This window comes from uncultured Erythrobacter sp. (genome assembly GCF_947499705.1).
GTDB lineage: Bacteria > Pseudomonadota > Alphaproteobacteria > Sphingomonadales > Sphingomonadaceae > Erythrobacter.
The window spans coordinates 818,079-843,937 of the sequence record NZ_CANMPJ010000001.1 but is presented as its reverse complement, the minus strand read 5'-3'; the positions used below and the strand labels follow the sequence as shown (position 1 = coordinate 843,937).

The following is a 25,859-nucleotide window of genomic DNA, read 5'->3' as shown; positions in this document are numbered from 1 at the left end:
CAATGCGAATAGCGCTTAGCCGCCAACAGCGGCTGCAACCTCCGCCGCAAAGTCGCTTTCTTCGACTTCGATGCCTTCGCCGAGCTGGTAGCGGACATAGTCGGTCAGCTTGATCGACGCGCCAGCTTCGTTGGCGGTGCGAGCGACATATTCTTCGACGGTGGCTTTGCCGTCTTTCACAAAGATCTGGCTCAGCAGCGCGTTTTCCTTGGCGTATTTCTTGATGGCGCCTTCGACCATTTTCTCCTGCACGTTCTCAGGCTTGCCGCTTTCGGCTGCCTTTTCCTGTGCGATCGCGCGCTCGCGCTCGATCACAGCCGGGTCGAGGCCCTCAGCGTTGAGCGCCTGCGGGAACATGGCAGCCGCGTGCTGCGCGATGTCCTTGCCAAGTGTTGCAAGCACGTCAGCAGCGGCGTCGCCTTCAAGCGCGACGAGAACGCCGATCTTGCCGAGGCCTTCAGCGGCAGCGTTGTGAACGTAGGACACAACCGCGCCAGCGCCGACCGAAATGGTCTTCATGCGGCGGATCTGCTGGTTCTCACCAATGGTCGCGACATTGTCAGTCAGCTGATCGGCAACGGTGCCGCCATCGGGATAGGCCGCGGTCTTGAGAGCTTCGACATCGTCGGCGTCGAGCGTCAGAGCCACTTCGGTGGTCTTCCGCACGAAATCTTGAAACTTGTCATTTTTGGCGACGAAGTCTGTTTCGGAGTTGACCTCGACAGCCACGCCGCGCGTGCCCGAAACGGCAACGCCGACGAGACCCTCGGCAGCCGTACGGCTGGACTTTTTCTGAGCGGTGGCGAGGCCCTTTGCACGCAGTGCGTCAACAGCAGCTTCGATGTCGCCGCCGGCTTCGGTCAGCGCTTTCTTGGCGTCCATCATGCCTGCGCCGGTTTTTTCGCGCAGTTTCTTCACATCGGCGACGGAGAAATCGGCCATGGGGATTTCCTTCTAATAGGTATGGGGCGCCGGGCCCGTTGAACGGATGCCCGGCGCGCTAAACTGGGTTTGTGACGCGCGGTTGACGCGCGCCAATTGGATCAAACGATCAGGCGGTTGCCGCTTCGGCAGGTGGCTCTTCCATCGTGCCGACATCGCCAGAATCAGCGACAGCGCCGCCCTTGCCAGCAGTCGCTGCGTCGCCAATCGCCTGACAATACAGGCGAACAGCGCGGCTCGCGTCGTCGTTACCCGGAACCGGGAAAGCGATATTCGTAGGATCGACATTGGTATCGAGCACCGCGATTACCGGAATGCCGAGCACAGCTGCTTCCTTGATGGCGAGGTCTTCCTTGTTGGCATCGATCACGAACATCACGTCCGGAATGCCGCCCATGTCGCGGATGCCGCCGAGCGACAGCTCAAGCTTGTCACGCTCACGGGTGAGCTGCAGGACCTCTTTCTTGGTGAGGCCGCTGGTGTCGCCCGAAAGCTGCTCTTCAAGGTTCTTGAGACGCTTGATCGAACCGCTGATGGTCTTCCAGTTGGTCAGCATGCCGCCGAGCCAACGGTGGTTGACAAAGTGCTGGCCTGAAGCGCGAGCGGCCTCGGCGATCGGCTCTTGCGCCTGGCGCTTGGTACCGACGAACAGAACCTTGCCGCCTGCGCGGACAGTCGACTCAACGAAATCGAGAGCGCGCGCGAACAGCGGCACGGTCTGCGACAGGTCGATGATGTGAACACCGTTGCGGTTGCCGAAAATGTACGGCTTCATCCGCGGGTTCCAGCGGTGGGTCTGGTGGCCGAAGTGTGCGCCGGCCTCGATCAATTGCTGCATTGTGACGGTAGTGGCCGCCATAAGGTAATTCCTTCCGGTTTGTCCTCTGGAAGGCTGGAACCGCTGGCGGAGTGTCCCGCTGGCAGCACCGGTGTAAAGCGCCTTCCATGTGAATTTCGCAGTTTCAGTCAGGCCGATGATTCGGGCAGAAATTAGGTGCGAGGGCGCGCCATTAGCCCCCTTCTCCTACAAAATCTAGTGCATTCGCTCATTTTGGAACACAAGTGGAACAAAATTGCTTGACTGAGCGGAACACATATAGAACAACGCGGTGGAACAAAGACTGAACGCATGGATATGTAACCGATCCCGGTGCCCCTGCGAATGACCACTAAAGGAGTTTAACCGATGATTGCAGCCACGCTCACCGCTCTCTTCGTGGTCGTCTCGTTTGCCACGTTGCTGTCGCTTGCCGATCTGTGGATGCGCGGGCACTTCGCGTTCAAGTCCTTGAAACGCGAGCGTGCTCTGGTGAAGGCCGGATTTGTACCGATGGTGGATGCCGAGGAAGTTCGGCTGCGCCAGCCCGCCCGTTTTGCTTCGGCAGCTACGCGCCCGTTTGCTCACCGTCTGCCAGCGCGCTCGCCCGTTCCTGCGCTCGGCGCCGCTTGATCCGCCCATATTTGAACAGCGCGTAGGGCATCAGCAGCAGATACCCCGCACATAGCGCGGTTAGCGACCACCATGGCTCAAGCATGAGCGCGGCGAAGAACAAGGCCACGAATGCAATCACGCCAAGACGCACATCGCGCCGGGGACGGATCGCCCCCCAGCTGAGGGTCGCCATGTTGGATATAAGTAACACCGCGATAAGGCTGATCCAGATCGCCAGTGCCAGTGGATCGCGAAACTCGTCGCGCCCGGTCGCCATCCATAGATAGAAGGGCGCGAATGCTATTCCAGCTCCGACAGGTGCAGGCACACCGGTCAGGAAACCAGCCGATTGATGCGGTTGGTCGTCAACGTCGATCCGGGCATTGAAGCGCGCCAGTCTAAGAGCGCAGCAGATCGCGAAAGCGAGTGCAGCGAACCATCCGAAACGCTCGAGATCCTGCAGCGACCACAAATACAGAATGATCGCAGGTGCCATGCCGAAAGAGAGCGAGTCCGCCAGACTGTCAAGCTCGGCACCGAAACGCGATTGTGCATTGAGCAGCCGCGCAATTCGACCATCAACCCCGTCGAGCACGGCCGCCAGAATGATGGCGAGGATGGCGTAAGGCCACTGACCTTCAATTGCGAAACGTATGCCGGTCAGGCCAGCGCACAACGCCGCTGCCGTAATAGCATTGGGTAACATTGCGCGGAGGGTCAGCCCTCTGCCGTCCGCCGGTGCTGCGCTGTCTTCGTCTTCGGCAGCTTTCGGGCCAACGCGAGCGGGTAGGTCAGAGCCCCTGCTACCCTTGCGCCACTTGCTCACGCCAAATCCGAAGTCGAAGAACAGGCCACTATTGCGCGATACCTTCCAGCAATGCCTGCGTGCCGACTTCCGCCAACACGGTCTCGCCGGCGATAACGCGCTGACCCATCAGAACCTTTGGGCTGGTGCCCGCTGGGAGGTAGACATCGACGCGGCTGCCGAACCGGATCAGGCCGACGCGCTGCCCCTTGGCAACTGTGTCTCCAGGTTTCACGAACGGGATAATCCGGCGCGCAACAAGACCCGCGATCTGGGTGAAACCGATCTGCAGACCATCAGCGCGTTCAACCAGAATATGTTGCCGCTCGTTTTCCTCGCTCGCTTTGTCGAGGTCCGCATTCACAAACTTGCCCGGAATGTAGACGAGCCGGCGGATAGTGCCAGCAATCGGGGTGCGATTGATGTGAACGTCGAACACGCTCATGAAAATCGAAACGCGCGTCACCGGCCCAGCGGAAAGGCCCGGATGGCCGGAGCCATCGTCGACCTGCATCTCAGCGGGAGGCTCGACGGTTGTGATCAACGAAATGAGGCCATCTGCAGGCGCAACAATTGCGTTGTCAGCTTGCGGGACCACGCGCTCGGGATCGCGGAAGAATGCGAACACGCCAACAGACAATAGCAACAGCGGCCAGCCGATGATTTCCCAGTCGAGTACGAGTAAAGGAACCAAGGCAATCGCTATCGCGATCACTCCGAATTTGCGCCCCTCGGGATGAATCGCGGGCCAGTTCCAGCCTGCATCGCCGCGTCCCTGATTGTCGAGAATTTCACCTGCCATGATGGGGCATCTAGGGTCGCGTGCGCGCCCTCGCAAGCGACGCGATCGAACTAGCCGGTGCAAAAGCGCCGATTCCTGCGACCACACAGCTGCTTACGGCCCAAGAAAATCAAGTCAGATTGGGGCTTTCAACATTCACTCTTTAGTAAGGCGTTTACCATAGGTCCGGCGCTGTGATGAACACTGTAACGATCAGTCATTCCGATGATTCCGCAACGGTCAGCCTGGCTCGCCGCTGGCTGGATGAAATGCCGATCTTCGGGATCGGGCTTGTGTTGCTCGCCCTTTGCGTCGGATTGCTGATGTCGCGCGGCGTCAATCCAAGCCTGGGCGGTGTCATTGAAAACGCTCGCTTGTTCGGTCTCTTCACACTCATTTTGGTGGCATTTGACGCTGCATGGCAGCTCAATCGTAACCGTCCCGACAGCCCGACCGCTTTCCTGAAAGCGCGCTACACCGCAGCTCCGCTCAAGCAGACCGTTTTCGGCGGCCTTCCCTTGCTCGCTGTGGCAATCATTGCGCTGCCATTCTTCTCAAAAATGAAAGCCGCCATCCCGCTCTTCAACGAATACACTTGGGACGCGGCCTTTATCGAATGGGACCGCGCGATCTTCTTTGGCTATGACGCATGGGAAGTGCTCCAGCCCGTGCTCGGCTACCCGATCATCACCGCGTTTCTCGCGCTGCTGTATCACCTGTGGTTTCTGCTGCTTTACCCGGGCGTGATGTTCTTCGTATTTGCGAAGATGGACAGCCAGGTTCGGCGTCAATTCTTCCTGAGCTATATGCTCAGCTGGGCGCTAATCGGGGGACTCATGGCAACCTGGCTTGCTTCAGTTGGCCCATGTTTCCTGGGCCCGCTTCTCGGCAATCCGCACTTCGACGCGCAGATGAATTATCTTTACGCCGCTAACGAGCAGGTCCCGATCATGGTGCTAAACGTGCAGGAGCTTCTGCTTGAGTGGCACGGGAAGTCAGCCAACGGCCTCGGCAGCGGGATTACTGCAATGCCAAGCATGCACTGCGCAATCGCGTTTCTTTATTGGATCGCCGTGCGCCGCATATCGCCGAAATGGGGCATGTTCTTCGGCGTGTTCTTCTTCATCACCTGGATCAGCAGCGTCCACCTCGCCTACCACTATGCGGTCGACGGCCTGGTTTCGCTGCTCGCGGTGGCGGTAATCTGGTGGGCATCGCAGCGGATCATTGCCGCGTGGGATGCTTTTCTTGCCAGCCGCGATCAGGCTGCTTTGCGCACGAACACCGTTCCGGCTGAGTAACCCGCTCCAAAGCTGCAGATCAAGCCGGTGTCGCCCGGAACCAGGTCTTCGCTATGTCTATGAAACGCGATGATCGAGCCTGCGCTTGAAGTGTTCCCATAAGTGTCGAGCACCGTGGGGCTTTCATCGGCGTTGGCCTCATGACCCAGCACGCGCTGCGAGATCAGGCGGTTCATCCCGGCATTCGCCTGATGTAGCCACAGCCGGCGAATGGCTGCGGGATCGAGTTGCAGCTTTTCCGCTTCATCGATGATCATCTGAGCGACCATCGGCACGACCTCTTTGAAGACCTTGCGACCTTCCTGCACGAACAATTTGTCTGCGCTACCTGATGTCTCGGGATGCGCGCGGTTGAGGAACCCGAAATTGTTGCGGATGTTGTTTGAGAACACGGTCTTAAGCTTGGTCCCGAGGATCGCCCAATGTTCCCTAGGCGCAATCGCTTCATCTTCGACCAGCACGGCGGTCGCGACATCGCCAAAAATGAAATGGCTATCGCGGTCGCGCCAGTTGAGGTGGCCTGAAGTGATCTCGGGGCTGACCACCAGCACACTCTTGGCATTGCCTGCGCGGACATAATCGGCGGCGGTCTGAATGCCGAACGTTGCCGATGAGCACGCCACATTCATGTCGAACCCGAAGCCATCGATGCCCAGCGCCTGTTGTATTTCGATCGCCATCGCTGGGTAAGCGCGCTGCATGTTGGAAGCCGCACACAGCACCGCGTCGACATCTTCGGCCTTGCGCCCCGCCCGCTCCAGCGCCTGTTTCGCGGCGATAACGCCGATCTCGGCCATGATCGCCAATTCATCATCGGGCCGTTCGTCCCAGCGCGGAGCCATGACTTCAGGATCGAGGATCGGCTCCTTGCTCATCACATGGCGTGCCTTGATCCCGCTCGCCTTCTCGATGAATTCCACCGAAGACGGTTGCAGTGCCTCCATTTCGCCAGCCGCAATCGCATCGGCATGGCGTTCATTGTGAAGCTCGACGAAGCGATTGAAGCTTTCGACCAGTTCTTCGTTTGAGATCGATTCCGCAGGGGTGAAAAGGCCGGTCGTGGAGATCACGGGGCGATGCGTAAGTTGCACGTCTTGCATGGGCCGAGCGCAATACTGCCGAGCGAAACGCCCTGCAAGGCTCCGTATTCGCATTGGCTATGGGAATGCCCACAATTCTAGGTGAATCCGCTTGAGCGCGTAGCCGCCTTCGCTAAGGTATTCAGGGGCAAAAGCCTGTTGGGGCGAACAACTTAACGTGGGGCTGCGGACCGATGACGGTTCGATCAGAAATTCAGGACAATATGCAATCAAATTTCGAAGCAGGGCGCACTAACCGGGCAAACCTCACTTCATTCGATCGAAATCCGCCGAGCAAACGCTCGCAGGCCTTTGTTCGTTCTCTTGCCGGTGCGATCGGCTTGTTGCTCGCGAGCACATCGGTCCCAGCAGTGGCTGGTGATGAAGTCGTCTATGAACCTGCACCCACCTGGGTCCAACCGGTCGACCTCTCGACCGTGGAGCGCGATCCTTCAAACAGCCTGGTTGTTCAAGACAAACAGATTAGGATCGAAGATGGCCGGTTGTGGGAATACACCGATACGGTTTTCCGCCTTTCCTCGCTGCAAGAGCTCGGTCAGGTTGGAACGCTGACTGCCCAATGGTTGCCGGACAAGGGCGATTTGATCGTTCACGAAATCGCGATCCTGCGCGACGGTGAAACCATCGACGTGATCGAGCAAGGCGAGCGGATGGAGATTCTCCGGCGTGAGCGTTTGCTCGAAATGCGAATTATCGACGGCTCGCTAACCGCGACAATGTCCGTGCCCGGCCTGCAGGTCGGCGATGAACTGCGAATGCGCTACTCGGTTACCAATTCCGATCAGGCGCTGGGCCGCGAAGTGCAAAGCCAGGCGATGCTGTGGCGCGAACCGAGCAAGATCGCCGACTTCACGCGCGTGCTTGCTTCGTGGTCGGACGATCTCGATGTCCGCTGGCAGGCTGGCCCCGATTTCGATCTGGGCGCTCCTGAACTGCGTGATGGGCACAACTGGATCAACATCACCCTGCCGCTGCCGGAAGGTGAGGAGTATCCTTATGACGCTCCTGCGCGCTTCCACAGGCCGACACTGCTGCAACTCGGCACTTTCGAGGATTGGGGCGAAGTCTCCAGTGTGATGGCACCCTATTACAAGGTCGACGGCGCTCTCGAGGGTCTCAATGACCTTAACAAAAAGATTGACGCGATCCGTTCGATGCCGGGCAGCGAACTTGCGCGCGCCGTCGCTGCGCTCGAGCTGGTACAGGAAGACATTCGATACCTGCTGAATGGCCTGGATGGCGGAAACTACCTGCCCCAGGACGTCGCAACCACATGGGAAAAACGCTACGGCGACTGCAAGGCAAAAACCTTGATCTTGCTGGCCGTCTTGGCCGATCTGGGCATCGAAGCAGAGCCTGTCTTGGTCTCGACCAATCGCGGCGAGGTCGCCCCGACGTCTCTGCCCCTACCCGGCGCTTTCAATCATGTTCTCGTGCGGGCGACCGTCGATGGACAGCACTATTACCTCGACGGCACCAGCATCGGCGCCAACATCAATGTCGTCGGTAATGTACCGCCGTTCTACTATGGCCTGCCGATCCGTGATGCCGGGGCCGAGCTCGAACCGATCCAGCAGGAAACGCCCCGCTTTGCCGATACCGGAATTGAGCTGGTAATGGACGCAAGCCTTGGCGCCGATCTGCCCATGCTTGGCACCATGAAGATGAAGATGGTCGGTCCGCACGCTGCGCAGATGAACGCCAATGCAGACAAGATCACTGATGAGAACAAGCAGCGGATGGGAGGCGGCTTCCGCCGGGTAACGGGCGGCAGCGTCAGCGTACTCGATGTCAGGGTTGAGGAAGGCGATGACGACAGCGAAGCGACGCTGATCATCGATGCTATCTTCCCGGCATTGCTGAAATTCGATGGTCCCAACGGTGAGTTTGAACCGCCGCTGCCGTCAAGCTCGTTCGAATTCTCGCCGGATCGCTCACGCAAGGCGTGGCGCGATCTGCCAGCAAGCGTGCCCCCGCCCGGCACGTCGACTGCCGAATACCGCATCACGCTGCCCGAGACGGCCGGTGAATTCGCCATTCGCGGCGCGACGGAGCTTGACCTCACTGTCGCGGGCCAACGGTTCCAACGCGACATTGATCTGGACGGACGAAACCTTGTCATCGTCGAAGCGCAGACGAGCCTCGGCGGAGAAATTCCGGCGTCGGAGTTCCGCGCCGAACGCCGCAAATCCTCGCAGCTTGCGCGTTCCGAAGTGAAGATCATGGCACCCGAAGATCTTCCGCGGCGCTGGCGGTTTGCCGAAGGGGCGGACCGATCCGTGCTGGAACCGATTGACGCTGCTCTGGGACGCCTGATCGAGGAGGAACCGGACGAAGCCGGGCCTTACCTCAACCGCTCAAGCTTCCGGTTCCAGACCTATGATTTCGCTGGCTCGCTTGAGGATATGAACAGTGCCATCGAAATCGAAGCCACAGCGCGAATGTACGAAGAACGGTCATATGTGCACCAGCAACTGCTCGATCTCGAAAGCGCAAAGGCCGATCTTGAGGAAGCCTTTGCCTTGGACCCGTCGCATGACCGGGCAATCACACTCGCGCGCATGCTGACCGAACTTGGTGATCTCGCCGGTGCCCGCGAGTTGCTGGAAGAAGTGGACGGCGACGAGGACGTGCGCCGTTCGATGGCATACGCCATGGCCGATGTCGAAGCGGTCGAGGGCAATGGGCCAGCGGGATTGGCGCTACTCGCGGATTTGCTGGTCGACGCACCGAACAATGCCGATGTTCTCAATTCGAAATGCTGGTTCATGGGCACATGGGAAATCGGCGTCTCAGACGCGATCCCGATTTGTACCAAGGCCGTCGAGAACAGCGACAACACGGCCATGGCGCTTGACAGCCGGGCTCTCGCCTATCTGCGCAATGGCCAACTCGCCGAAGCGCTGGCCGATGCAGAAGCTGCGTTGGAACTCAATCCGGAGCAGACCGAAACACTGCTGCTCAGAGGTCTGATCCTGCGCGAACAGGGTGATTCGAGAGGCGCGACCGACATCGCATCGGCGATCGCCCGCAGCCCTGGAATAGCTCGCAAGTATCGGCGTTGGGGATTTGATTTTTAGAGTCTTTTAGCCCTGGCTTATTGAACGGCGTCATCCTCACCGACCTAGTCACGGGCCGAACGCTTTGCCTGATCGAATCACCCGTCCCATTGGTCTAATCAACCAACGCAGATGATCGGCGGCTTGCCGTGGGAAGCGGTGGTGGACAGGGCTGGATTCGAACCAGCGTACGCTTGCGCGGGCAGATTTACAGTCTAGGTGCGCAGGGTTCCGCGAACTTCCCTATCGTGCCCTAGCCCTTGAAAACCCTAGGGTTAGAGCGCGTAATCCCTGCAAAGAACATTCCCGGAATGCCCGTGTAATGCCATGCCTGATTACACACGAATTACGACTCCCCGTGCCCGGACCCTTACCGTAACCTTGACGTTGGGTTCTTCTGACCTGATTTGTTTTGATTAGATTCAAGCGGGACAGGTGCAGGCCCTGTGCCGTCTGATAAATCTTGATTGTCTTTCAAAATCGCAGAGCCTTTTCCCTGCATTCAGGAAAAATCGGTGTACGGCTAGCACCGATCCGCACCGCCTTTTACGGCGTCCGAAAACTCGCTGGGTTCGATGTCTGGTCGACCGGCAATAATGCAAAATCGGAGCGACACGCTGCTCAAGTTGCTAATCTGCTAGGGATTGGCTGACAGTAGACCTGACATCGAACGGCTAGTGCCACCCTCACTTCTCGCGCGGGTGAATGGCGTCAATTGTGACGGTGTTGGTCTTCACTCGCTCGCTTAGAGCCGAGAGAGTGCCTGCGTCGGATTTGCCCCCTCATTCGGGTCGTACACACTGGTCTGAGAAACGTCCGAAAGCAGCCATTCATTCAGCCCTGCCGCGGCGGCCACGAGGTGCCTTAAATCCAGTCGTTCATACCGGTCGCGGGTCACCCTGAATGCTGCTGCTAACCTGGTGAAGTCTGGCCGCCGCAAGTGATCAGGGGCGAAAAACACTGTAATTGAAGCTGGGGGAAAGGGGTGGCTTGCCAGATCACCCTATTCTGAAAGCTCCAATTTTCTGGCGTATTTGAACTTCGTGGCGCTATGTTGCCTGAACAGGAGGGGAAATGGCGCTTTCATTCTACGAGGCAAAACAGCGGCTTCTTTCCGGTGCGCCGCTCACTTGGGCGAAGTTCGGCGACCACAAGGCAGGCTCGGTGCACCTCGCTTCGGCTGGCGCGCGGCGTCTGTTCCGCTTCCTGCTCTCATGTGAGCAAGACAAGGTCGTCGACGCGCACGAAAGCCTCTTTGACGACTTGGTTGCGGCTTGGAAGCTTGAGACCTTTGACCCTGCGACTGAGACGCAATCGAGCGGGATGGCGGAGAATGCCGGCCCATGGCGCTTGGCTCGAATTGAAACCAGTGGCTTCGGCGGATTGAACCAGGCCGGGGGGCCGCCTTTTGTCGTGCCATTCGACGAGGCAAACTGGTGTCTTGAGGGTCAAAACGGATCGGGCAAGACGTCGCTTGCCAGCGCGATCATCTGGGCGATGACCGGCTATCGTTGCCGTGACGAAGACGGGCTATATATTGAAACAGGGGTCCGAACTCCCGTCGAGGATGATGCTGGCTCAATCATAGGCGACTGGCCTGCCATCGCGTCCTATCCAACCAGTCCGATGGAATTGGCCGGCACTGCCGAGACCTCGGTGCGGCTAACCTTCCATGATCCGGCGGGCAACACAGCACATGCATACCGCAAGCTCTTGGCCGCGCCCGGTGCTCAGCCCCAGATCGAAGTTGATATCTCTCCCGACTTAATGATGGCCCCCGAAATGTTAGAGGTCGGGCTCCTTATGCCCGCTCGCCTTACCCGTATCGGATTTGGCGAACGTAGCCGGTCAATCTATGATGCAGTCAAGCTGTTGACCGGGCTCGATCAGCTGGCTGCCATTGCCGAGGGTGCCGCCAATTTCGCCCACCGGTCTAAACGCTTTCTCAAGTATGCACTGGACAAGGGCGGCGACACAATCGCGGCCCGCCTCGAAGCTGCTCTTGAGCGTGCGTCCCAAACAGCTGTGACGATAAGCTTCGACCTAAAGGTAGCGGGCAAACGCGAAGATAATGGCTACGCTCAAGAGCTCCGCGATATCGCGAAGGGGGCTTCGAATCAGGCTGCCGAACATCTCGCCGTACTAACTTCGGAGATCGCTTCGACACTCGACACAGCGAATGCGGATGATCGAGTCAAAATCAAGTCGGCCGTCAATTCGGCACGTGCAATTCTCGGAGACAGTTCCAAAGGCGTCGAAGTGTTCTCAGCTTGGAAGGCGCTCGCAAATGCTCCGGAAGACAAGCATTTCCAGGCTCTGGCTGACCTGATCGACGGCTCAAGAGTCAGACTCGCCGAAGCGATCACGTGGGACAAGCGACAAGCCGAGGATAAGAAGCTGAGGCTGAAGGCGCTTGCATCCAGCTATTTCGAACCGGCGTCGCATTCTCACGAGGACGCCAATTGCCCGTTATGCGAGTCCAAGCTGACTGGTGAAGAGCGTGCAGCACTTGCCGATGAACTCGCCTCCCTCAAGCAGGCGGCAGCCGTCGCCGAGCGAAGACTGGCCGATGTTTGTATCGAGCTCGAGAAATCGATACGCGATTCCATGCCGCAGGCTGTTGACGTGTATTTCGAAAGTTTATCGACGATGCAGCCGCGCGACGCCTTTTCCGAGGCTGCCAAGCAGGTGTTCGTCCAAGGGGCGCCGTTTTCGACCGTCCTGACCGGCATAGGAGCATTCGCTTCGGATGCCTCTGACAACATAACCCCGAAGCTGCCCGTCTTCTCGTACACCATGGCGCAGCCAGATCCGACCTGCCCACCGGCGGCTTCCGCGCTACTAAGCTACGTTGACAAGGTGGAGCGCGTGATGGCGTTAGCTGCTTGGTGGCAAACGCATCGACCTCAATTTGTGGATAGTTGGCGCGAGTTGGTGGGCCGCGCGACAGAGGACGGGGCGTATCCGGCCGACTGCCTGGAGGGCAAGGTTCAGGCGCTGGAAGCTGCCTTGGAGCGCGCCGCCCCACTCGATCAAATTGCTACGGACTTGGAGGCAGCTGCGAAGGAAGCGGATTTGTGGCTTCCGATCAATGAGCAACAACGGGTCCGGGAAGCGATAGCTGCGGCGTTGATACCTTTAAAGGACCTACGTCTGCTCGTTGCTGCCCAGACTGCCGGATCAATCTCGGCGCTGGCAGATCGCATGAAGCAAATTCTTGCCCGGATACATTTCAAAGAGCGATTGTCGTTCGAAGATGCCGCCTTGGCGAAGAAAGCAGTCCACCTTACCGGCAGCTTCGATCCTGGCATACGAGTTGATGCGTCGGTGGTCGCCAACAGCTCTTGGTTGCGTGCGATCCTATGGGCCTTTGTGCTCGCCGTGCGCGAACAGGCGATTATCGATGCTGGAGCCAATCCGTTTCCTTTGATGGTGCTGGACGACCCCCAGACGACCTTCGATCCGCGCAACAAGCGTAAATGGGCCGAGGAGATCGCTAGGCTGGGTAAGGCGGAACCGACCGACATCATGGGCGCGCAAATCCTTATGATAACCCATGAGCGTCAATTTTTTCAGATGCTGGTCAACTCAGAGAAGTTGCCCGGCCAGCAGGGCCTAGTTGTGCGCATGTGCGATGCTTCCAAGGTGGCGACGATCATATACGGAGATTCTCTCTCGAGTGCTTTTTCCGACGCGCAAGCAACAAACGATGACCAGAAAGGGCACGCCTATGTCCAGAAAGTCCGCATCTATCTCGAAGACTTGCTCAAAATCATGCTTCGCGCCGAAGACCCGGACGTCGCAAACAAGACCTTGGAAGAGCTCGCTACGATAATGAGGGCGCGGCGCACCGCCAGCGTACCTCCGTTCACCAACCCGTCCTTCAGCAAACTGCTCGAATATATCGCAGGCGGCGGTGGCGGTAAGGCCATGCAATACATCAACGAGGCGCATCATCATTTTGACGGCACGATTGGTGTCGCACAGGCGATGGACGTCAGAACGTTCTGGGAGGGGAAGGTAGAATCACGACTTCACACCTGCTTCAAGATTCTCGCTGAATTCGAAGCCCACGTAGGCGAGCCGCGCTTGTTCGCCTGGATGGAGAATGTGGTTGAGTTCCCAACGACCGATGCCGCCGACCTCAAAGCTGTTCCGTTTCTCCATACCGGTATCGCCGCGGCAGCCAAGACCGACGGGCGCGCTGGCGACGGTCTAATCACGTTGGTGGATTTGTCAGAAGCGCAGCAAATCACGCTCTACAACCATGCCGCCTTTCAGCTGACAGCGGGAACACTCGACCCGGTGGCTGATGTCGGCGACGTGATCATCGTAAGTAACTATGCAAAAGTGAATGAGCGTAACCTCGTCGTCGCCACGTTTCAGGATCAACTGCTAGCGCGACGGTACAATGAAACCGAGCTGCATCCTCACATCGTCATCCTGACTGGCCAGGCCACCGATCCCACATCGCTTCCGCAACCCCTGATCGCTCCGAAAGAGCAGATCCACCTGCGAAAAATAGTTGGGACGCTCTTCGCACGACATCGACTGCCGGTACCGCCCAAGACGGACAACGAGGAGTTTGTCGCCCTCACCGATATTGACCCAGTTCATGCACTGCTCAAAGATGCCAGACTGTTCCAGGTTGCAGGGCGCAGCGCCGAACCTATCGCACTGGACGGTCAGTACATCGTCACTCATCCGGTCACGATAGCAAGCGAGGTGATCGCGCAATTGGAAGGACGGCTCGTGATCGCGGTGGACGACACTGGTGCCAGGTATTTCAAGAGGTTTCGACCGCACGATCAGCTTGTCGTTCTTGAGAGCCTCAACCCGGATGGAACGACGCCGGCCGAGTTGCTGAGTTTCGATGGGAAACAGGGCCTGCCTAAACTAACTGCGCTGATGGAAGTCGTTGGAATCTTGTTCGAGCTTCCTTCATGAGACGATGGTCTTCGTGGTCGAGAAGATGGAAGGAAAGTCTGTGCCAAGGATGACTGATCCGATGGACGCTTTGATCGATTTCCGCCGAGCGCTTGCACAGCGGGAAATTGGCGTTCAGCCGGCAGACTTCCACGCGGACATCTTAGTGCATGTTGACCAGCCTGCTGGTTCGCCAAGATATACTTATGCGCTAGTCGAAGGCGGTGAGGTCACCGCGGTCGCACTCTTCGCGCTAACTGAGCCGATCGATGGGTTGCCGACATTCCAACTCGGCTATGCGGTCTTGGAATCGTGTCGTGGCTGCGGACGTGCGCAGCGTATCGTAATGGCGGCAATTGAAGAGATATGCTGTGGCCTTAGCCGAAACGGCATTCCGAAACTCTATCTTGAAGCTGTGGTGGATCGCGAGAACCTATCGTCCCTTCACATAGCCGAAAAAGTGATCGGAGGTCCGCGCACCGAATGCCTCGACCACGATTCCGGCGTGGCGGCTTTCCAGTTTCAGCGGCTCGTCGATTCCAGTCAGTAGGGGCCGGGATTTCCAACCGCATGCCCTTGCATGCTGCTTCTCGCCTTAGCGTGTCCACAACTTCAACGGACTGATTGCATCAAGAAGTTAGCTAATATTGGCGCTCAGCTATTCCGGCGCAGGCTTGCATGCGAAAGGCCGGTTTTGGGCGTGAGCGGACATTCGAGCGTCGACCATAGAATGACTTGGACTAGGTTCGGAAACCGCATGGCAGCTTTCTGCTGGCGCCACACCAAAAGCTGCCAGTCCGCTTCGGCCCAGTTAGAGCCATCGCACTTTGACTAGAACTGGGGGTGGAGGGAGATGGTCTGCTTTTTTAATCTTTAGCGCTCTGAACGTTCCTCTTGTCGGGCGCGCAGATACCACCACTCAGACCCATCTACGCGTTCGACCCTTCGAGCATCAACTTCATGAAGCATCTGCCGAACTTCGTCGTCAGAGAACCCGCCAATCGGTCGCCTCAACGCTTGAAACGAGCGATCAACGTAAGACTGGTGATTCAGCATCTCCGTCATGATTTCCTTAGCGACTTCAGCGCCAAGCCTTTGCTGCTTCAAAAGGCTTATCTCATGCTGAAATTGCCGCCTTTGCAAGAATAACTCCACGCACCCTGTTAACACACCGCCGACCACAACGCCCACAAGGGCCCATATCGCCTCACTCATCTAGCTTGCCTCTCCAATTTTTAAGATATTGAGCCGCAACTCTGTATCTAACAATCACTTCGTTGAGAGGATCATGACCTGTTCCCAGCTCATGTCATGCGTTCCCCCCGACTAGTTTCAGGCCTTCATATACGGCGCACGAATGTCCGCAAATGGGTCGTGAGCGGAATGACAGCTTTCCTCGGAACCCTCCGAATACGGACAGTCCGCTTTCGGCCCGGATCAAGCCGCGAGTTTGCGACTGAGTCTTGGGAGTGGAAACGGACGTTTCTCCCCTGACTAAAACCAAGCCCTTACGCCGATCAGCAATTTGAAACCATCCGGGGCTTCGCCAGCCGCTCGGGCTATTTTGGCGGTCTCTCCCAAAGCGGCCTCGTATTCGATGCCGACATAGGGCGCGAACTCGCGTTTGATCTCGTAGCGCAGCCGCACCCCCGGTTCGATCTTGGTGATCCCGGCACCGATCCCACGTTCGGGAATGTCTTGTGCGGCCAGTTCGACTTCTAAGCGAGGCTGCACGATCAGCCGTTGCGTGATCCGTTGATCGTATTCGCCTTCCAGCCGCGCTGTGAGGTCGCCTCGATCCGAGAGGAATAGCGCGCCATCGACATGGAACATGTAAGGCGCGAGACCCTGCACGCCGATTACGAGGTGGCCGCGTGTATCTGGCACAGGATCAAGACGCACACCCGCTTGCAGATCAAAGAAGGGGCCGATTGCGCGGCTGTAAAGGGCCTGTACCTCGGCGTCCTCCAATTCTCCGCCGAACTCGCCTTCGCCCTCAGTTTTCAGGACAAAGCGGTTGATGTCGCCGCCGTAGAAGGCTTGCGCATCCCAGACATATCCATCCTCGCCGCCATCGTTGGCGATGCGCGCCTCAAGTCTTTCGATGAGAACGCTGCCCGTGCGCATCCCGCCATTCTCGCGGGCAAGGGTGTCACGGCTTGGTGCCATGGCGTCGGCACCCCAGATCGCGTCGGCTGCATGCCGAGGGCCTTCAAGGGCTCTTGCTGGCACCGCGTCTTCAGCAGCAGCGCCGGGAACAGACTTGTCCGTAGTTCCACTGTGCTGGCTGTGATCCATTGCCCCATGATCCATTGCCCCATGATCCATGGCGGAATGGTCAGTATGCTCGGCCTGATCGCCGTCGGACTCATCTTTCGGCGGGCACTGTTCGGGCGGTAGATGGCCCATCGCGCAGTGATCGACTTTGAGGTCCATCTCCGGTTGCGGATCGCTTCCATGAGAGGAATGGTCCTGCGCTGTCAAAGGCGAACACAATGGAACGGCAATCAGCGCCGCACTAACAAGCAAGAGAACGCGCATCAGCCTAGCGCCCCGTCAGGGAAGGGGCGCACAGTTACGACCTGCATCATGCCTGCGTGCATGTGGTAGAGCAGATGACAGTGGAAGGCCCAGTCACCCGGCTCATTGGCTGTGAGATCAAAGGTCGCCGTGCCGCCCGGTTGCACCACCATCGTGTGCTTCAAAGGCTGGTGCATGTGATCAGCGCCGTTCACCATCTCGAAGAAATGACCGTGCAGGTGGATCGGGTGAGCCATCATGGTCTGATTGACCAGCTTCACACGCACACGCTCATCATATCCGAAGCGGATCGGATCATCGGTGACGGCAGTGAACTTCTTGCCGTCAAAGGACCACATGTAGCGTTCCATGTTCCCGGTGAGATGTATCTCCATTTCCCGTTCCACTTCGCGGTGCGGGTTCATCCGCTTGGCCTTGAGGTCGGTGTAGCGCAGCACGCGGTGCGGAACGTCGTCTAGACCAAGTCCGGGGAAGCCCATGCGGTCAGTTGGCATGGGCGCAACCATGTCGATGCCGGGGCCGACTTCTACGTCATCGGGCAACAACGAAGTGTCGCGCATGTCGTGCTCCATGCCACCCATATCGCCATGTCCCATCGCGGCGTGGTCCATCATGCCCATGTCGGTCATAGTCAACGTCGGTATCTCGCGTAACGCGGGCGGCGTGGCGATATGACCCTTGTGGCTCGTGAGGCTCGCAACGCCCATCCCGCTGCGATCCATCGCCTCAGCAACGAAAGCGTGGCTGCCGTCCGAAGGAGCGACAATCACATCATACGTCTCGGCAACGCCAATCTGGAATTCATCCACTTCAACTTCATCAACGTCTTGTCCGTCGGTTTGAATGATCGTCATTGGCACGCCGGGGATGCGCACGTTGAAAAAGGTCATCGCCGAACCGTTGATGACGCGCAGCCTGACCCGCTCACCCGGTTTGAACTCAAGCTGGAGGTTGTCCGTCGGTCCGTGGCCGTTGATGAGATAGGTGTAAGTCGTCCCGGTAACATCGGAGATGTCTCGCGGGTTCATGCGCATCTGCCCCCACATACGGCGCATTTCGCCCGACATCTCGCCTTCGCTGGCGGTCTGCATCTGTCTCTGGAAGTAATGCTCACCAACCTTCAACAAACGCATGATCTGGTGCGGATGGATTGGCGTAAACTCTGATAGAAGCACGACATAATCGCAGTCATAGCGCGGGTCCGGCTTATCGCTCTCAATGATGATCGGACCGTAATGCCCTGCCTGTTCTTGCAGCCCTGAATGTGAGTGCCACCAGTAGGTTCCGGTCTGACGGATTGGGAACTCGTAGGTGAAGGTCTCTCCAGGCTTGATACCGGGGAAGCTGACACCGGGAACTCCGTCGAATTGGAATGGCAAAAGTAGGCCGTGCCAGTGGATCGAACTGTCTTCGCTCAGATTGTTGGTCACGTGCAGCCGAACGTCCTGCCCCTCGCGCAAGCGGATCAGGGGACCGGGCACGGTTCCATTCACGGCAAAGGCGTGCCCAGCACGGCCTTCGGTCATGAAGTGCGCATCGCCAATCGAGAGGTCGATGTCCTCGCCGGACATCTCACCAAACCCCTTGCTCGCGTGTGGCAGCGACTGGCCCAAGGACTTGCCCCTTGCCCATGCTGGCATGGGAAGTGACGACGCGGCGGCCAATGCGGCGGTGCTGGTAATCAGGTTGCGACGGGAGAGCTTGGGCATGTAGAATGTCATCTCTGTTGAACGAGTGGCATCACCTATATATACCCCCCTAGGGTATTTCAATCAGGATCGACAAATGGGCAAAGACTCCAATGCCAAGCTGAACCGCCTCAAAAGAATTGAAGGACAAGTGCGCGGCGTTGCGCAGATGGTCGAAGACGACCGCTACTGCATGGACGTTCTTCACCAGATCGCTGCGATCAAATCGGCATTAGCGAAGGTCGAAACTCAGGTTCTCAAGGATCACGCGGCTTGCTGCGTAGCTGAAGCTATTGCCAGTGGTGACGAAGGCGAGCAGCGCGAGAAGTTCGAGGAACTCGTAGACCTACTCGAACGGACGCGAAAGTAGCTTAGATCAATGTCGCCAAATGGGTCGTTAGCAGTCAGTCTGCATTTGGCATCAGCAGACAAAATGCTGCCACCTCTAGCTCCATTTCGACTAGAGAGTTGCAACGCAGCTAAGCGGCGTCGCTTAAGATCCTTAGAAGTCGTCGAGCATCGTCCCGTAGCGCTCTAGCTTCCTTCGTATGTCCGCCGTGCTTGAAGCTCCCATTCCGCCGCCCCTTGGGCGCTCCTGCAAATGCCCCATGCATTCGACACACAGTCTTGCCGCGCACTGCCGGGGAGCCGCAGGACTTACCTTGTCTAGTCCGGGCCTGACAGCGAGGAGCTCGCCGCAGTGCTTCCGGTTCTGGCTCCCGTTGCATGGCATTGGTTTCCATTTTCGGATGCCCCCCGGTCATTGTGGTAGTGAATGTGTTCCTCTTTCGTGACGTGGATCGATTGCGACACTGAAGGCCTCTCTCCCTTGAGCATCTGCATGGTCCCGCATTGTGAGGCATATGTGCGAGCCAATCGAGAGGCGAGCGCGGCATCAGCACACAAGATCGATCCCCCATTGTTCAGGGCAGCTTTCGAAGCTCGCATCGTCATTAGGTGAGTCGCAGCCATTTGCGCGGCCAAAGCCGCTTGCGCGGCATTCTTTGGTTGGTGATCCGCGACTAGCGCGAGAAGCGCATTCCATTCAGTTTCGTCGGTCTTCCAGACACGATAATCCTCATCCCAAACACTCGGGACCAAGTCCGATAGCTGATTGATGAACGTTGTCAGTAAAGGCGAAGAGCGGGTGCCGAACGCTTGGCACAACTGCAACTCCCAAAGCTGTTGATCGTTGTGAGGGGACATAGTCAGCCACGTGTCACGGCGACGCTCTTGAACGACTGCTGGTGCGACAGGGAGCTCTTTCACAAATTCGGCCGCCTCCTGTTCCTGGACCTTGAGCGCCGGGTGTGGATCTGGCCTCTTACGGTCGCGACGTGAGCGCTTTCGGCTAGGAGCCGCATCGGTCTTTCGGAGCTTTAGATCGGTTGCGGGGCGCGCCATCAATCGGCCTCCCAAAAGGCAGGAAGCTCCGGGTAAGCCCCCGCATTGAATTTCATCACCAAGTCGCCATGCGAACGCCACCGGGCGCGCTTGCCATCAAGCAGAAGATTTCGGGCCGTGCCGAGGCGGTCAATCAATCCACCTTGGCGGGGATGATCCAGGCGGAATCCAAAGACGTCGCCGGTCCGCCAGCCATCGCGGGCCGCTTGCTGTCCGAATCCATCGAGCCACCATAGCGAGCACTCGATAAGCTCTCGCCAGACCTTTCGGTCAATGCCCGGACTAGGCTTGCCACCATCGAGCGCCGCTAGAGACACCGACCACTCGCGCAGCACAACTTTAGCAGGTCTAGCAACTTTAGCAGGGTCGCCCTCCAATTCTCGTTTTTCGCCATTTTCATCTAAGCTATTAGAATCAAACAGCTTCCACTCATTTCCTTGTTTCCCGGTTTTGGGGTGAGTGGCTGCTAAAGTTGCTAAGCTGCTAATTTCTGGAACCTCTTGATGTTCCTCCAGCCAGCGGTGCGGGTCAAAATTCAGCATCGAATTACCCTCCAGACTTCCTTGTAATACTTGCCGCCAATCTCTGCCCCGCCCTCTATCTTGGCGACCCACCCATGACGCTCCAGAATTGCCATTGAGGCGCGGGCCTTGCCTGCCGAGCGAATGCCGTTCGGCCCGCGTTGGTAGATCGTCGCGATTGGCACGAGATCGGCACCACGCGTTTGTAGCCAGTCAAGGAGAGACTTCGCCTGTTTCAATGCCGGGTCAATCGAGCCGGTCGCGTTCAATCGCAGGAACTCGGACAGGTAAAACCGGGCAATCTCGATTGCATTGGCCAGCGTGCGTTCGTTCACCACCCGCGCATCCGGGCTTTGCAGCAGGGTCAGGAGTCCGGCAATCCGGGCGGCGTTCTCTGGCAACTTGGAAGCAAACGCCTTGACCGAAACCAGTTCACCGTTCGGGCCTAGCTCTCGCTCTGTGGTGTTCATCGCTTCCACCAACAATTCGCGTGCCTGTGGGGTCAATTCCAGTCTGTCCATCTCGACCCCAAAGTTGCGGTCAAAGTTGTTCTTCCACCGAACCTCAGGTCGCAACAATGAGAGGATTGCGGCGTTGTATGCCTCCAGCTTCTCAGCCGCTGCGCGTGCTACCTGTTGATAGACAGCATCGTCGCGAAAGCGCGTTCCGGCCCTGCCCTCTGGTGCAGCCACCAAAAACCGGGGGTGCAAGCCTTGGTCCGCAAAACGCTCATCACCAAGGAACTCGGCGGCAACACCGCTTTGCACCATGAAATGCGCAGCCAGACGCCTATCGCGAAGAATGACTACACCATCGCCGCCCCGTATCCTCTCCAGTTTTGAGCCATCCCAAATCCGGCATAGGCTGGCGGTTGTCGTCACCTTTTGCTCTGCCTTCAGACTGTGACCGCCAAGGAATGTTGCGGCATCGTCGCACAACATCCCTATGGCCGGTCGCCCTTGCTGATAGACCCGAAACAGTCCTTCCATTGTCTGATCGCCAGAGGGTGCGATTGTCGAAATCACGGGCGGTAGCGGGTCCGGACCCAACTCATCCAAAGCCGCTTTTAGCGCGTCTGGATCGGCCTTGTGTTTACTGGTGAGTTGTTTCCGCTTGGCATCGCGCGCGGCCATAGTGGTCGCGTGATCCTGACGCTCCTCAGCCGTCTTGGAATCCAGTTCTTGCTCAAAGTCCCGAACCGGCTTTAGTGCCAGGCCATCGGCGGTTGATTTGCGCTCACCACTGTCCAGCACAGTCAACAGATAGAGCGACAGCGGCACGGGCTTTCCTTGCCCTATCGGCAGTATGATGTTTGCCCTGCCCTGTGCTGCAAGCGAAGCGACAGCCAGCAAGGAATTGGCGGCGCAGACAAGCGGGCATTGCACGACACTTTCAATGGCCTGTGCGGCGGGTTTGAGAATCGGTCCCAGGGCGTCCAAAGGGAACTCTTGCGCTCTAGGCAAGTCGCGATAAAGCGGTTGAGGTTCCGGCGCGGCGATGGGTTCGGCATTGTCGAATGCCTCTTGCAAGTTCGAGGCCGTCATCTTGAGACCTCCTGTAATTCTTCGTTGAAGTCATGGGCGGACACCGGGAAGAACCGGCGCGCAGCTATTCCGGTTGCGGAAAACGCTTCGGCGGCTTTCAGGGTGTTGTCGCGGCCAGACCTGTCATTGTCTCCGCCAATGGCGACAGTCCGAACCGTGGGTGGCAGGACTAGCCGTAGCAGGTTGGTATCGCCGGGAACGGCCCACACGGGCTGACAAAGCTCTTGTTGTAGCGACAAGCCATCCTCGACACCGGCGCAGACAATTAGGTTGCGCGCGACCGTACCTAGGCGGATCGCACCGCCCGACACCTGCCCCAAGCACAGCTTGGGCTTCGGCACATCCGCTTTGCCTGCACCATCCGGTGCAAGAAATGTCCGTTGGATTCCGCCTAGCCTGCCATCAATGCCTGTTATCGCGGCAATCAGGCACGGATGCTCTCGTCCACCGGCTCGATATGGCAACGCCCGATAGCGTATCGAGTCCGGTATGGCGCAGGTTATGGCACGCGAGCGCAGATAGGTTTCTGCAAGCGTCCTGCGCGCGGGTTCGGATGCCTCCCAAATCTCTCGAGCCTCGGCAATTATCTTCGACTTGTCGGGAGCGGGCGGTGCAGAAGGCAGCGAGACTCTAGGCAGGGTGTCCGCGCCAAGCATTGCAGCTGCATCGCGGAGGCCGACACCATGAAGCGCCTGGACGAAATCGAGCACGTCGCCGGAAGCACCGCACCCGAAGCAGTGGAAGCGTTGCCCACCCGAAAATATGGTGAAGCTAGGTGTACGCTCGCTATGAAACGGACAACGTGCTTTCCATTCGCGACCGGCTGGCTTGAGCTCGACAACCGCCCCGGCAACGTCTGGCAGGGGATTGTCGCGCCTGATAGCGTCGAGATCGAGCCGTGGGAGGGTACGGGATTCCATGAAGCTCATAGGTCCACCCTCCTCAATCGACAGGGTGAAAACTGGCTAAGTTGCCCAGGAGCGTGGGCAATCGCTCCATCGCGTTGGTGCGAGCCAAAGCTGGCAATGATCGCCCCGCCGCCCTCGCCGCCCTCGCCGCCAAGCGGAGGCGAGCCATCCGCCTTTGACCAAATCACCGCGACCCATCGTCCAGAGGACAATTGAGCGAATGCAACACGGGTGAAGTTCAGACTGACAGCGATAGGAGTGAGGACCGCGTTCATACTGCTGCCACCCTGCGAGCACGCTTGCCGTCAATGACATACTCCGCACCGATGGTGATAACCCACGGCCGCAGCGTCATATGTTGGTTGAGTCGGACACCCGAAGCAGCGGGGGCGTTCAATCTCCAATGGTATTTGTCAGAAAAGACCCGCCCACAGCCAACTGGATATTCATGGTGCGGCCGCTCTCCAAAAGCCGGAGAGCGGCGGCTTCGGTGTTTTCGGAAACCAACCCCGATGTAACGCAGCACGGCTCACGCTGCCTCCGAACGCACTTGCTTTTCGCCAGAGGCGTAAGCGTGCAACTCAGCGACTTGATAGAAGCGACGGCCGCCAATCATCACAGACTGAGGCCCAATGCCGAGGCGGTGCCAGTTTGCCAGCGTCTTGGGTTGAAAACCGAGATACCGGGCGGCTTCCTTGCGGGTCACACGTCCATCGGGGGTAGAATCAAGCATGCCTTATCCCTTGGCCTGTTAATGATGCCCACACTCTAACGAACCATATTTGGTACTGCAATATTTCAAGGACCATATTTGGTGCCAAAATGGATTGACGGATCAAATCTGCACCCCTAGTGTTCCCGCACATTCCCGGAAGGACGATAAGATGACTGACAAACAGGATGAAGCGAACGAAGGTGCTGAGCTTGTGCAATTGAAGTTGCGCATCAGGAGCGACTTGCGTTCAAAGCTAGGTGAGTCTGCAGATCGTGAAGCACGCTCTATGAATGCCGAGGTAATATCCCGATTGGAAGGATCACTAAATCAGGACAATGAAATCACTGCGCACATGAAGCCAGCGCTTCTCGCACTCGGTTTCGAATTATCCCGCCTGGAGCTGAAATCTGGAAAGCGATGGACCGAGGACCGGGCCACATGCCTTGCGGCGGCAGCAATCGCTAGAAGGCTGATTCGGTCCTGCACGCGCCCCCTCAATTATGACGAACACCGAGCGTCTATGAAAAACATCGAGGACATCAGAGCATCAGCCGAGCGAAAGGCGGGTTACTTGCTCGACATCGGCGCAATCGAGGCAAAGCCTGATGAGGAATTTTGGCCCGGCCTCCCCCCCATTGATCGGCAAGGAAATTTCCGGCCTCGTACCGATGATGAGCGCGAACGATGGCACGGCACGGCGATGATGCTTTCCAATCTCGACTACATAACTTTTCTGGAAATCGATGCCGATCCAGAAACTTGGGAACTCGAAAGAGACGGCGTGCCCGTTTCCAACGATGAAAAGAAGGCGGCTAAAGCTGTCTTCGAAAGCCTTAGCCCGTTGTACGAACAATATGTGCAGGCGTTCGACCGGTTTGGTGAAACTGGCAAGCCGGAACAGCAGGCCGAAGACGAAGCCAAGCGCCTTTTGGCCAGCTACTATGAGGGGGCCAAGAATGCCGCTTAAATTCCAACGCCTCACCCGCCCCGCAATCCGGGCACTGGCAAAGGGCGACAACATCAATGAGCACGGCATCAGGGCCGAGCGGCTGGCATCGGGCGACGTTCGCTATAGCGTAAACATCATGGTGGACGGCCAGCGCATCCATCGTGTGATCGGCAGAGAGAGCGAGGGCACCACTCGCGAGCAAGCCGAGCGTGCAATCGAGGCTTTCAGGACCAAAGCCAGAGAAGGACGCCTGGACTTGCCGTCCGGGCGCAAGGTGCACCGCACATTCGGCGAAGCCGCCGACGATTACATGTCCCGCCTTGAAGACACAATTGGTGAGGGGCAAAAGGGATATGCAGATCTTCCCAACAAGCGCCGCCATGTCGACCAATACCTTGTCCCGTTCTTCGGAAAGCATCGTGCCGACAAGGTGAGCGACTTCCTTGTGAAACACTATAAGCGCCACCGCCTGGACGAAGGTGCGAAGCCGGCGACGGTCAACCGCGAGTTATCCACGCTAAGCCACATGATGAGCCAAATCGTGAAATGGAAGTGGATTAAGGACGACGAGCGCCCCGAAATCGAAAAGGACGCGGAGCCGCGCAAGAAAATCGTGATCCTTAGCCCCGAGCAAGCGGAGGCATTATATAAGGGCGCAGTCGCCGACCAAGACCCGCGCACTTGGCTTTTCGTCGCTATCGGCCTCAATACGGCCATGCGGCACAGCGAGATTCTACGCATCAAACGCGAAGATATAGACCTGCCCGAACGCCGTATTTACATCGAGCGAGCGAAGGCAGGCCAGCGCGTTCAACCGATAACCGCCAGCTTGGCGCAAGCGCTCAAACGTATCGACAACCAACACAGCAGCGAATGGTTGTTCCCTGCATCGAGATCAGGAGGCAAGACGCCATATCGTCGGGATATGGGGCGGCAATTCGAAAGGGCCGTCATTCGAGCAGGGCTAGACCCACGCAAAGTGACTCCGCACGTTATGCGTCACACTGGCATTACTCGGCTGGTTCAAGCTGGCGTGGACATTCCGACGATCCAGAAAATCAGCGGGCATAAGACTATCGCCATGGTGATGCGATACGTTCATTTGAGTGACGAGCATATCGACGACTCGATAGCTGCAATCGACACCGGTTTTCTGGACACGCTTACACCAGAATTACACACAGACCTCATCTCCGGCACCGGAAAAAGCCGCAAGATCATTCCGTTGAAACCCTAGTTTCTT

The 25,859-nt window shown here is 57.9% G+C and carries 21 protein-coding genes; 8 read left to right on the top strand and 13 right to left on the bottom strand.

Annotation, left to right across the window (positions count from 1 at the left end):
* Nucleotides 1–15 precede the first annotated feature (15 nt).
* Both tsf and rpsB read right to left on the bottom strand, forming a co-directional pair.
* Nucleotides 16–942, bottom strand: a complete 927-nt coding sequence (tsf, locus tag Q0837_RS03900; RefSeq protein ID WP_298465534.1) for a translation elongation factor Ts — start codon at nt 940–942, stop codon at nt 16–18.
* A 109-nt stretch (nt 943–1,051) separates the two neighbouring features.
* Nucleotides 1,052–1,801, bottom strand: a complete 750-nt coding sequence (gene rpsB, locus Q0837_RS03895; protein WP_298465532.1) for a 30S ribosomal protein S2 — start codon at nt 1,799–1,801, stop codon at nt 1,052–1,054.
* A 327-nt stretch (nt 1,802–2,128) separates the two neighbouring features.
* On the opposite strand from rpsB, the gene Q0837_RS03890 reads away from it, so the two are divergent.
* Nucleotides 2,129–2,392 (top strand): hypothetical protein, encoded by a 264-nt coding sequence (locus Q0837_RS03890; RefSeq protein ID WP_298465531.1) that lies wholly within the window; start codon nt 2,129–2,131, stop codon nt 2,390–2,392.
* On the opposite strand, the gene Q0837_RS03885 is transcribed toward Q0837_RS03890, so the two are convergent.
* Together Q0837_RS03885 and Q0837_RS03880 are read right to left on the bottom strand one after the other, a co-directional pair.
* Nucleotides 2,328–3,200: a phosphatidylcholine/phosphatidylserine synthase gene (locus Q0837_RS03885; RefSeq protein WP_298465529.1), complete on the bottom strand. Its 873-nt coding sequence runs from the start codon at nt 3,198–3,200 to the stop codon at nt 2,328–2,330. The genes Q0837_RS03890 and Q0837_RS03885 overlap by 65 nt on opposite strands.
* Before the next feature lie 28 nt (nt 3,201–3,228).
* Nucleotides 3,229–3,981 (bottom strand): phosphatidylserine decarboxylase, encoded by a 753-nt coding sequence (locus tag Q0837_RS03880; protein ID WP_298465527.1) that lies wholly within the window; start codon nt 3,979–3,981, stop codon nt 3,229–3,231.
* Between the two features lie 176 nt (nt 3,982–4,157).
* On the opposite strand from Q0837_RS03880, the gene Q0837_RS03875 reads away from it, so the two are divergent.
* Nucleotides 4,158–5,261, top strand: a complete 1,104-nt coding sequence (locus tag Q0837_RS03875) for a phosphatase PAP2 family protein (protein WP_298465525.1) — start codon at nt 4,158–4,160, stop codon at nt 5,259–5,261.
* Here Q0837_RS03875 and Q0837_RS03870 read toward each other — a convergent pair.
* The gene (locus Q0837_RS03870; protein ID WP_298465523.1) at nt 5,222–6,361 is read right to left on the bottom strand and encodes a beta-ketoacyl-ACP synthase III; all 1,140 of its coding nucleotides are present in this window, start codon (nt 6,359–6,361) and stop codon (nt 5,222–5,224) included. The genes Q0837_RS03875 and Q0837_RS03870 overlap by 40 nt on opposite strands.
* Nucleotides 6,362–6,534: 173 nt before the next feature.
* On the opposite strand from Q0837_RS03870, the gene Q0837_RS03865 reads away from it, so the two are divergent.
* The 3 genes from Q0837_RS03865 to Q0837_RS03855 all read left to right on the top strand — a co-directional run bounded on the left by Q0837_RS03865 (nt 6,535) and on the right by Q0837_RS03855 (nt 14,896).
* Nucleotides 6,535–9,441, top strand: a complete 2,907-nt coding sequence (locus tag Q0837_RS03865) for a DUF3857 domain-containing protein (RefSeq protein WP_298465520.1) — start codon at nt 6,535–6,537, stop codon at nt 9,439–9,441.
* 1,611 nt (nt 9,442–11,052) lie between these two features.
* A complete protein-coding gene (locus Q0837_RS03860) occupies nt 11,053–14,367 on the top strand; it encodes a hypothetical protein (RefSeq protein WP_298465517.1) in 3,315 nt (1,104 codons plus the stop codon).
* A gap of 49 nt (nt 14,368–14,416) precedes the next feature.
* A complete protein-coding gene (locus tag Q0837_RS03855; RefSeq protein WP_298465516.1) occupies nt 14,417–14,896 on the top strand; it encodes a hypothetical protein in 480 nt (159 codons plus the stop codon).
* A gap of 323 nt (nt 14,897–15,219) precedes the next feature.
* Here the strand turns inward: Q0837_RS03855 and Q0837_RS03850 are convergent, their stop codons facing one another.
* The 3 genes from Q0837_RS03850 to Q0837_RS03840 all read right to left on the bottom strand — a co-directional run bounded on the left by Q0837_RS03850 (nt 15,220) and on the right by Q0837_RS03840 (nt 18,596).
* Complete coding sequence (locus tag Q0837_RS03850; RefSeq protein ID WP_298465514.1) at nt 15,220–15,561, bottom strand: hypothetical protein; 342 nt, start codon at nt 15,559–15,561, stop codon at nt 15,220–15,222.
* A gap of 279 nt (nt 15,562–15,840) precedes the next feature.
* Nucleotides 15,841–16,887, bottom strand: coding sequence for a copper resistance protein B (locus Q0837_RS03845; RefSeq protein ID WP_298465512.1), 1,047 nt, complete (start codon nt 16,885–16,887; stop codon nt 15,841–15,843).
* Nucleotides 16,887–18,596 carry a copper resistance system multicopper oxidase gene (locus tag Q0837_RS03840; protein WP_298465509.1) on the bottom strand — a complete coding sequence of 570 codons (1,710 nt, stop codon included), beginning with the start codon at nt 18,594–18,596 and terminating at the stop codon, nt 16,887–16,889. Before Q0837_RS03840 ends, Q0837_RS03845 begins: the two co-directional genes overlap by 1 nt.
* Before the next feature lie 76 nt (nt 18,597–18,672).
* Here Q0837_RS03840 and Q0837_RS03835 point away from each other — a divergent pair, with 76 nt between their 5' ends.
* Entirely contained in the window at nt 18,673–18,945 is a 273-nt protein-coding gene (locus Q0837_RS03835) for a metal-sensitive transcriptional regulator (protein WP_298465506.1), read from the top strand.
* A gap of 109 nt (nt 18,946–19,054) precedes the next feature.
* Here the strand turns inward: Q0837_RS03835 and Q0837_RS17565 are convergent, their stop codons facing one another.
* From Q0837_RS17565 to Q0837_RS03815, 5 genes are all read right to left on the bottom strand, one after another.
* Nucleotides 19,055–19,303: an HGGxSTG domain-containing protein gene (locus tag Q0837_RS17565; protein WP_367275162.1), complete on the bottom strand. Its 249-nt coding sequence runs from the start codon at nt 19,301–19,303 to the stop codon at nt 19,055–19,057.
* A 675-nt stretch (nt 19,304–19,978) separates the two neighbouring features.
* The gene (locus Q0837_RS03830; protein ID WP_298465504.1) at nt 19,979–20,521 is read right to left on the bottom strand and encodes a hypothetical protein; all 543 of its coding nucleotides are present in this window, start codon (nt 20,519–20,521) and stop codon (nt 19,979–19,981) included.
* Entirely contained in the window at nt 20,515–22,044 is a 1,530-nt protein-coding gene (locus Q0837_RS03825; protein WP_298465501.1) for a YfjI family protein, read from the bottom strand. The genes Q0837_RS03830 and Q0837_RS03825 overlap by 7 nt, the downstream gene beginning before the upstream one ends.
* A complete protein-coding gene (locus Q0837_RS03820) occupies nt 22,041–22,973 on the bottom strand; it encodes a CHC2 zinc finger domain-containing protein (RefSeq protein ID WP_298465498.1) in 933 nt (310 codons plus the stop codon). The genes Q0837_RS03825 and Q0837_RS03820 overlap by 4 nt, the downstream gene beginning before the upstream one ends.
* 508 nt (nt 22,974–23,481) lie before the next feature.
* Nucleotides 23,482–23,685: a DNA-binding protein gene (locus Q0837_RS03815; protein ID WP_298465496.1), complete on the bottom strand. Its 204-nt coding sequence runs from the start codon at nt 23,683–23,685 to the stop codon at nt 23,482–23,484.
* A gap of 151 nt (nt 23,686–23,836) precedes the next feature.
* Here Q0837_RS03815 and Q0837_RS03810 point away from each other — a divergent pair, with 151 nt between their 5' ends.
* Nucleotides 23,837–24,634: an Arc family DNA-binding protein gene (locus tag Q0837_RS03810; RefSeq protein WP_298465493.1), complete on the top strand. Its 798-nt coding sequence runs from the start codon at nt 23,837–23,839 to the stop codon at nt 24,632–24,634.
* Nucleotides 24,624–25,853 (top strand): site-specific integrase, encoded by a 1,230-nt coding sequence (locus Q0837_RS03805; RefSeq protein WP_298465490.1) that lies wholly within the window; start codon nt 24,624–24,626, stop codon nt 25,851–25,853. The genes Q0837_RS03810 and Q0837_RS03805 overlap by 11 nt, the downstream gene beginning before the upstream one ends.
* Nucleotides 25,854–25,859: the final 6 nt, after the last annotated feature.

Excerpts from the sequence above, each read along its gene's own strand:
- Q0837_RS03835 (WP_298465506.1), top strand. The coding sequence starts at position 18,673 with ATGGGCAAAGACTCCAATGCCAAGCTGAACCGCCTCAAAAGAATTGAA.
- Q0837_RS03890 (WP_298465531.1), top strand. The coding sequence starts at position 2,129 with ATGATTGCAGCCACGCTCACCGCTCTCTTCGTGGTCGTCTCGTTTGCC.
- Q0837_RS03840 (WP_298465509.1), bottom strand. The coding sequence starts at position 18,596 with ATGCCCAAGCTCTCCCGTCGCAACCTGATTACCAGCACCGCCGCATTG.
- tsf (WP_298465534.1), bottom strand. The coding sequence starts at position 942 with ATGGCCGATTTCTCCGTCGCCGATGTGAAGAAACTGCGCGAAAAAACC.
- Q0837_RS03880 (WP_298465527.1), bottom strand. The coding sequence starts at position 3,981 with ATGGCAGGTGAAATTCTCGACAATCAGGGACGCGGCGATGCAGGCTGG.
- Q0837_RS03810 (WP_298465493.1), top strand. The coding sequence starts at position 23,837 with ATGACTGACAAACAGGATGAAGCGAACGAAGGTGCTGAGCTTGTGCAA.
- Q0837_RS03855 (WP_298465516.1), top strand. The coding sequence starts at position 14,417 with ATGACTGATCCGATGGACGCTTTGATCGATTTCCGCCGAGCGCTTGCA.
- Q0837_RS03820 (WP_298465498.1), bottom strand. The coding sequence starts at position 22,973 with ATGAGCTTCATGGAATCCCGTACCCTCCCACGGCTCGATCTCGACGCT.
- Q0837_RS03845 (WP_298465512.1), bottom strand. The coding sequence starts at position 16,887 with ATGCGCGTTCTCTTGCTTGTTAGTGCGGCGCTGATTGCCGTTCCATTG.
- Q0837_RS03815 (WP_298465496.1), bottom strand. The coding sequence starts at position 23,685 with ATGCTTGATTCTACCCCCGATGGACGTGTGACCCGCAAGGAAGCCGCC.
- Q0837_RS03875 (WP_298465525.1), top strand. The coding sequence starts at position 4,158 with ATGAACACTGTAACGATCAGTCATTCCGATGATTCCGCAACGGTCAGC.
- Q0837_RS03825 (WP_298465501.1), bottom strand. The coding sequence starts at position 22,044 with ATGACGGCCTCGAACTTGCAAGAGGCATTCGACAATGCCGAACCCATC.
- Q0837_RS03830 (WP_298465504.1), bottom strand. The coding sequence starts at position 20,521 with ATGCTGAATTTTGACCCGCACCGCTGGCTGGAGGAACATCAAGAGGTT.
- Q0837_RS03805 (WP_298465490.1), top strand. The coding sequence starts at position 24,624 with ATGCCGCTTAAATTCCAACGCCTCACCCGCCCCGCAATCCGGGCACTG.
- rpsB (WP_298465532.1), bottom strand. The coding sequence starts at position 1,801 with ATGGCGGCCACTACCGTCACAATGCAGCAATTGATCGAGGCCGGCGCA.
- Q0837_RS03870 (WP_298465523.1), bottom strand. The coding sequence starts at position 6,361 with ATGCAAGACGTGCAACTTACGCATCGCCCCGTGATCTCCACGACCGGC.
- Q0837_RS17565 (WP_367275162.1), bottom strand. The coding sequence starts at position 19,303 with ATGCAACGGGAGCCAGAACCGGAAGCACTGCGGCGAGCTCCTCGCTGT.
- Q0837_RS03850 (WP_298465514.1), bottom strand. The coding sequence starts at position 15,561 with ATGAGTGAGGCGATATGGGCCCTTGTGGGCGTTGTGGTCGGCGGTGTG.
- Q0837_RS03865 (WP_298465520.1), top strand. The coding sequence starts at position 6,535 with ATGACGGTTCGATCAGAAATTCAGGACAATATGCAATCAAATTTCGAA.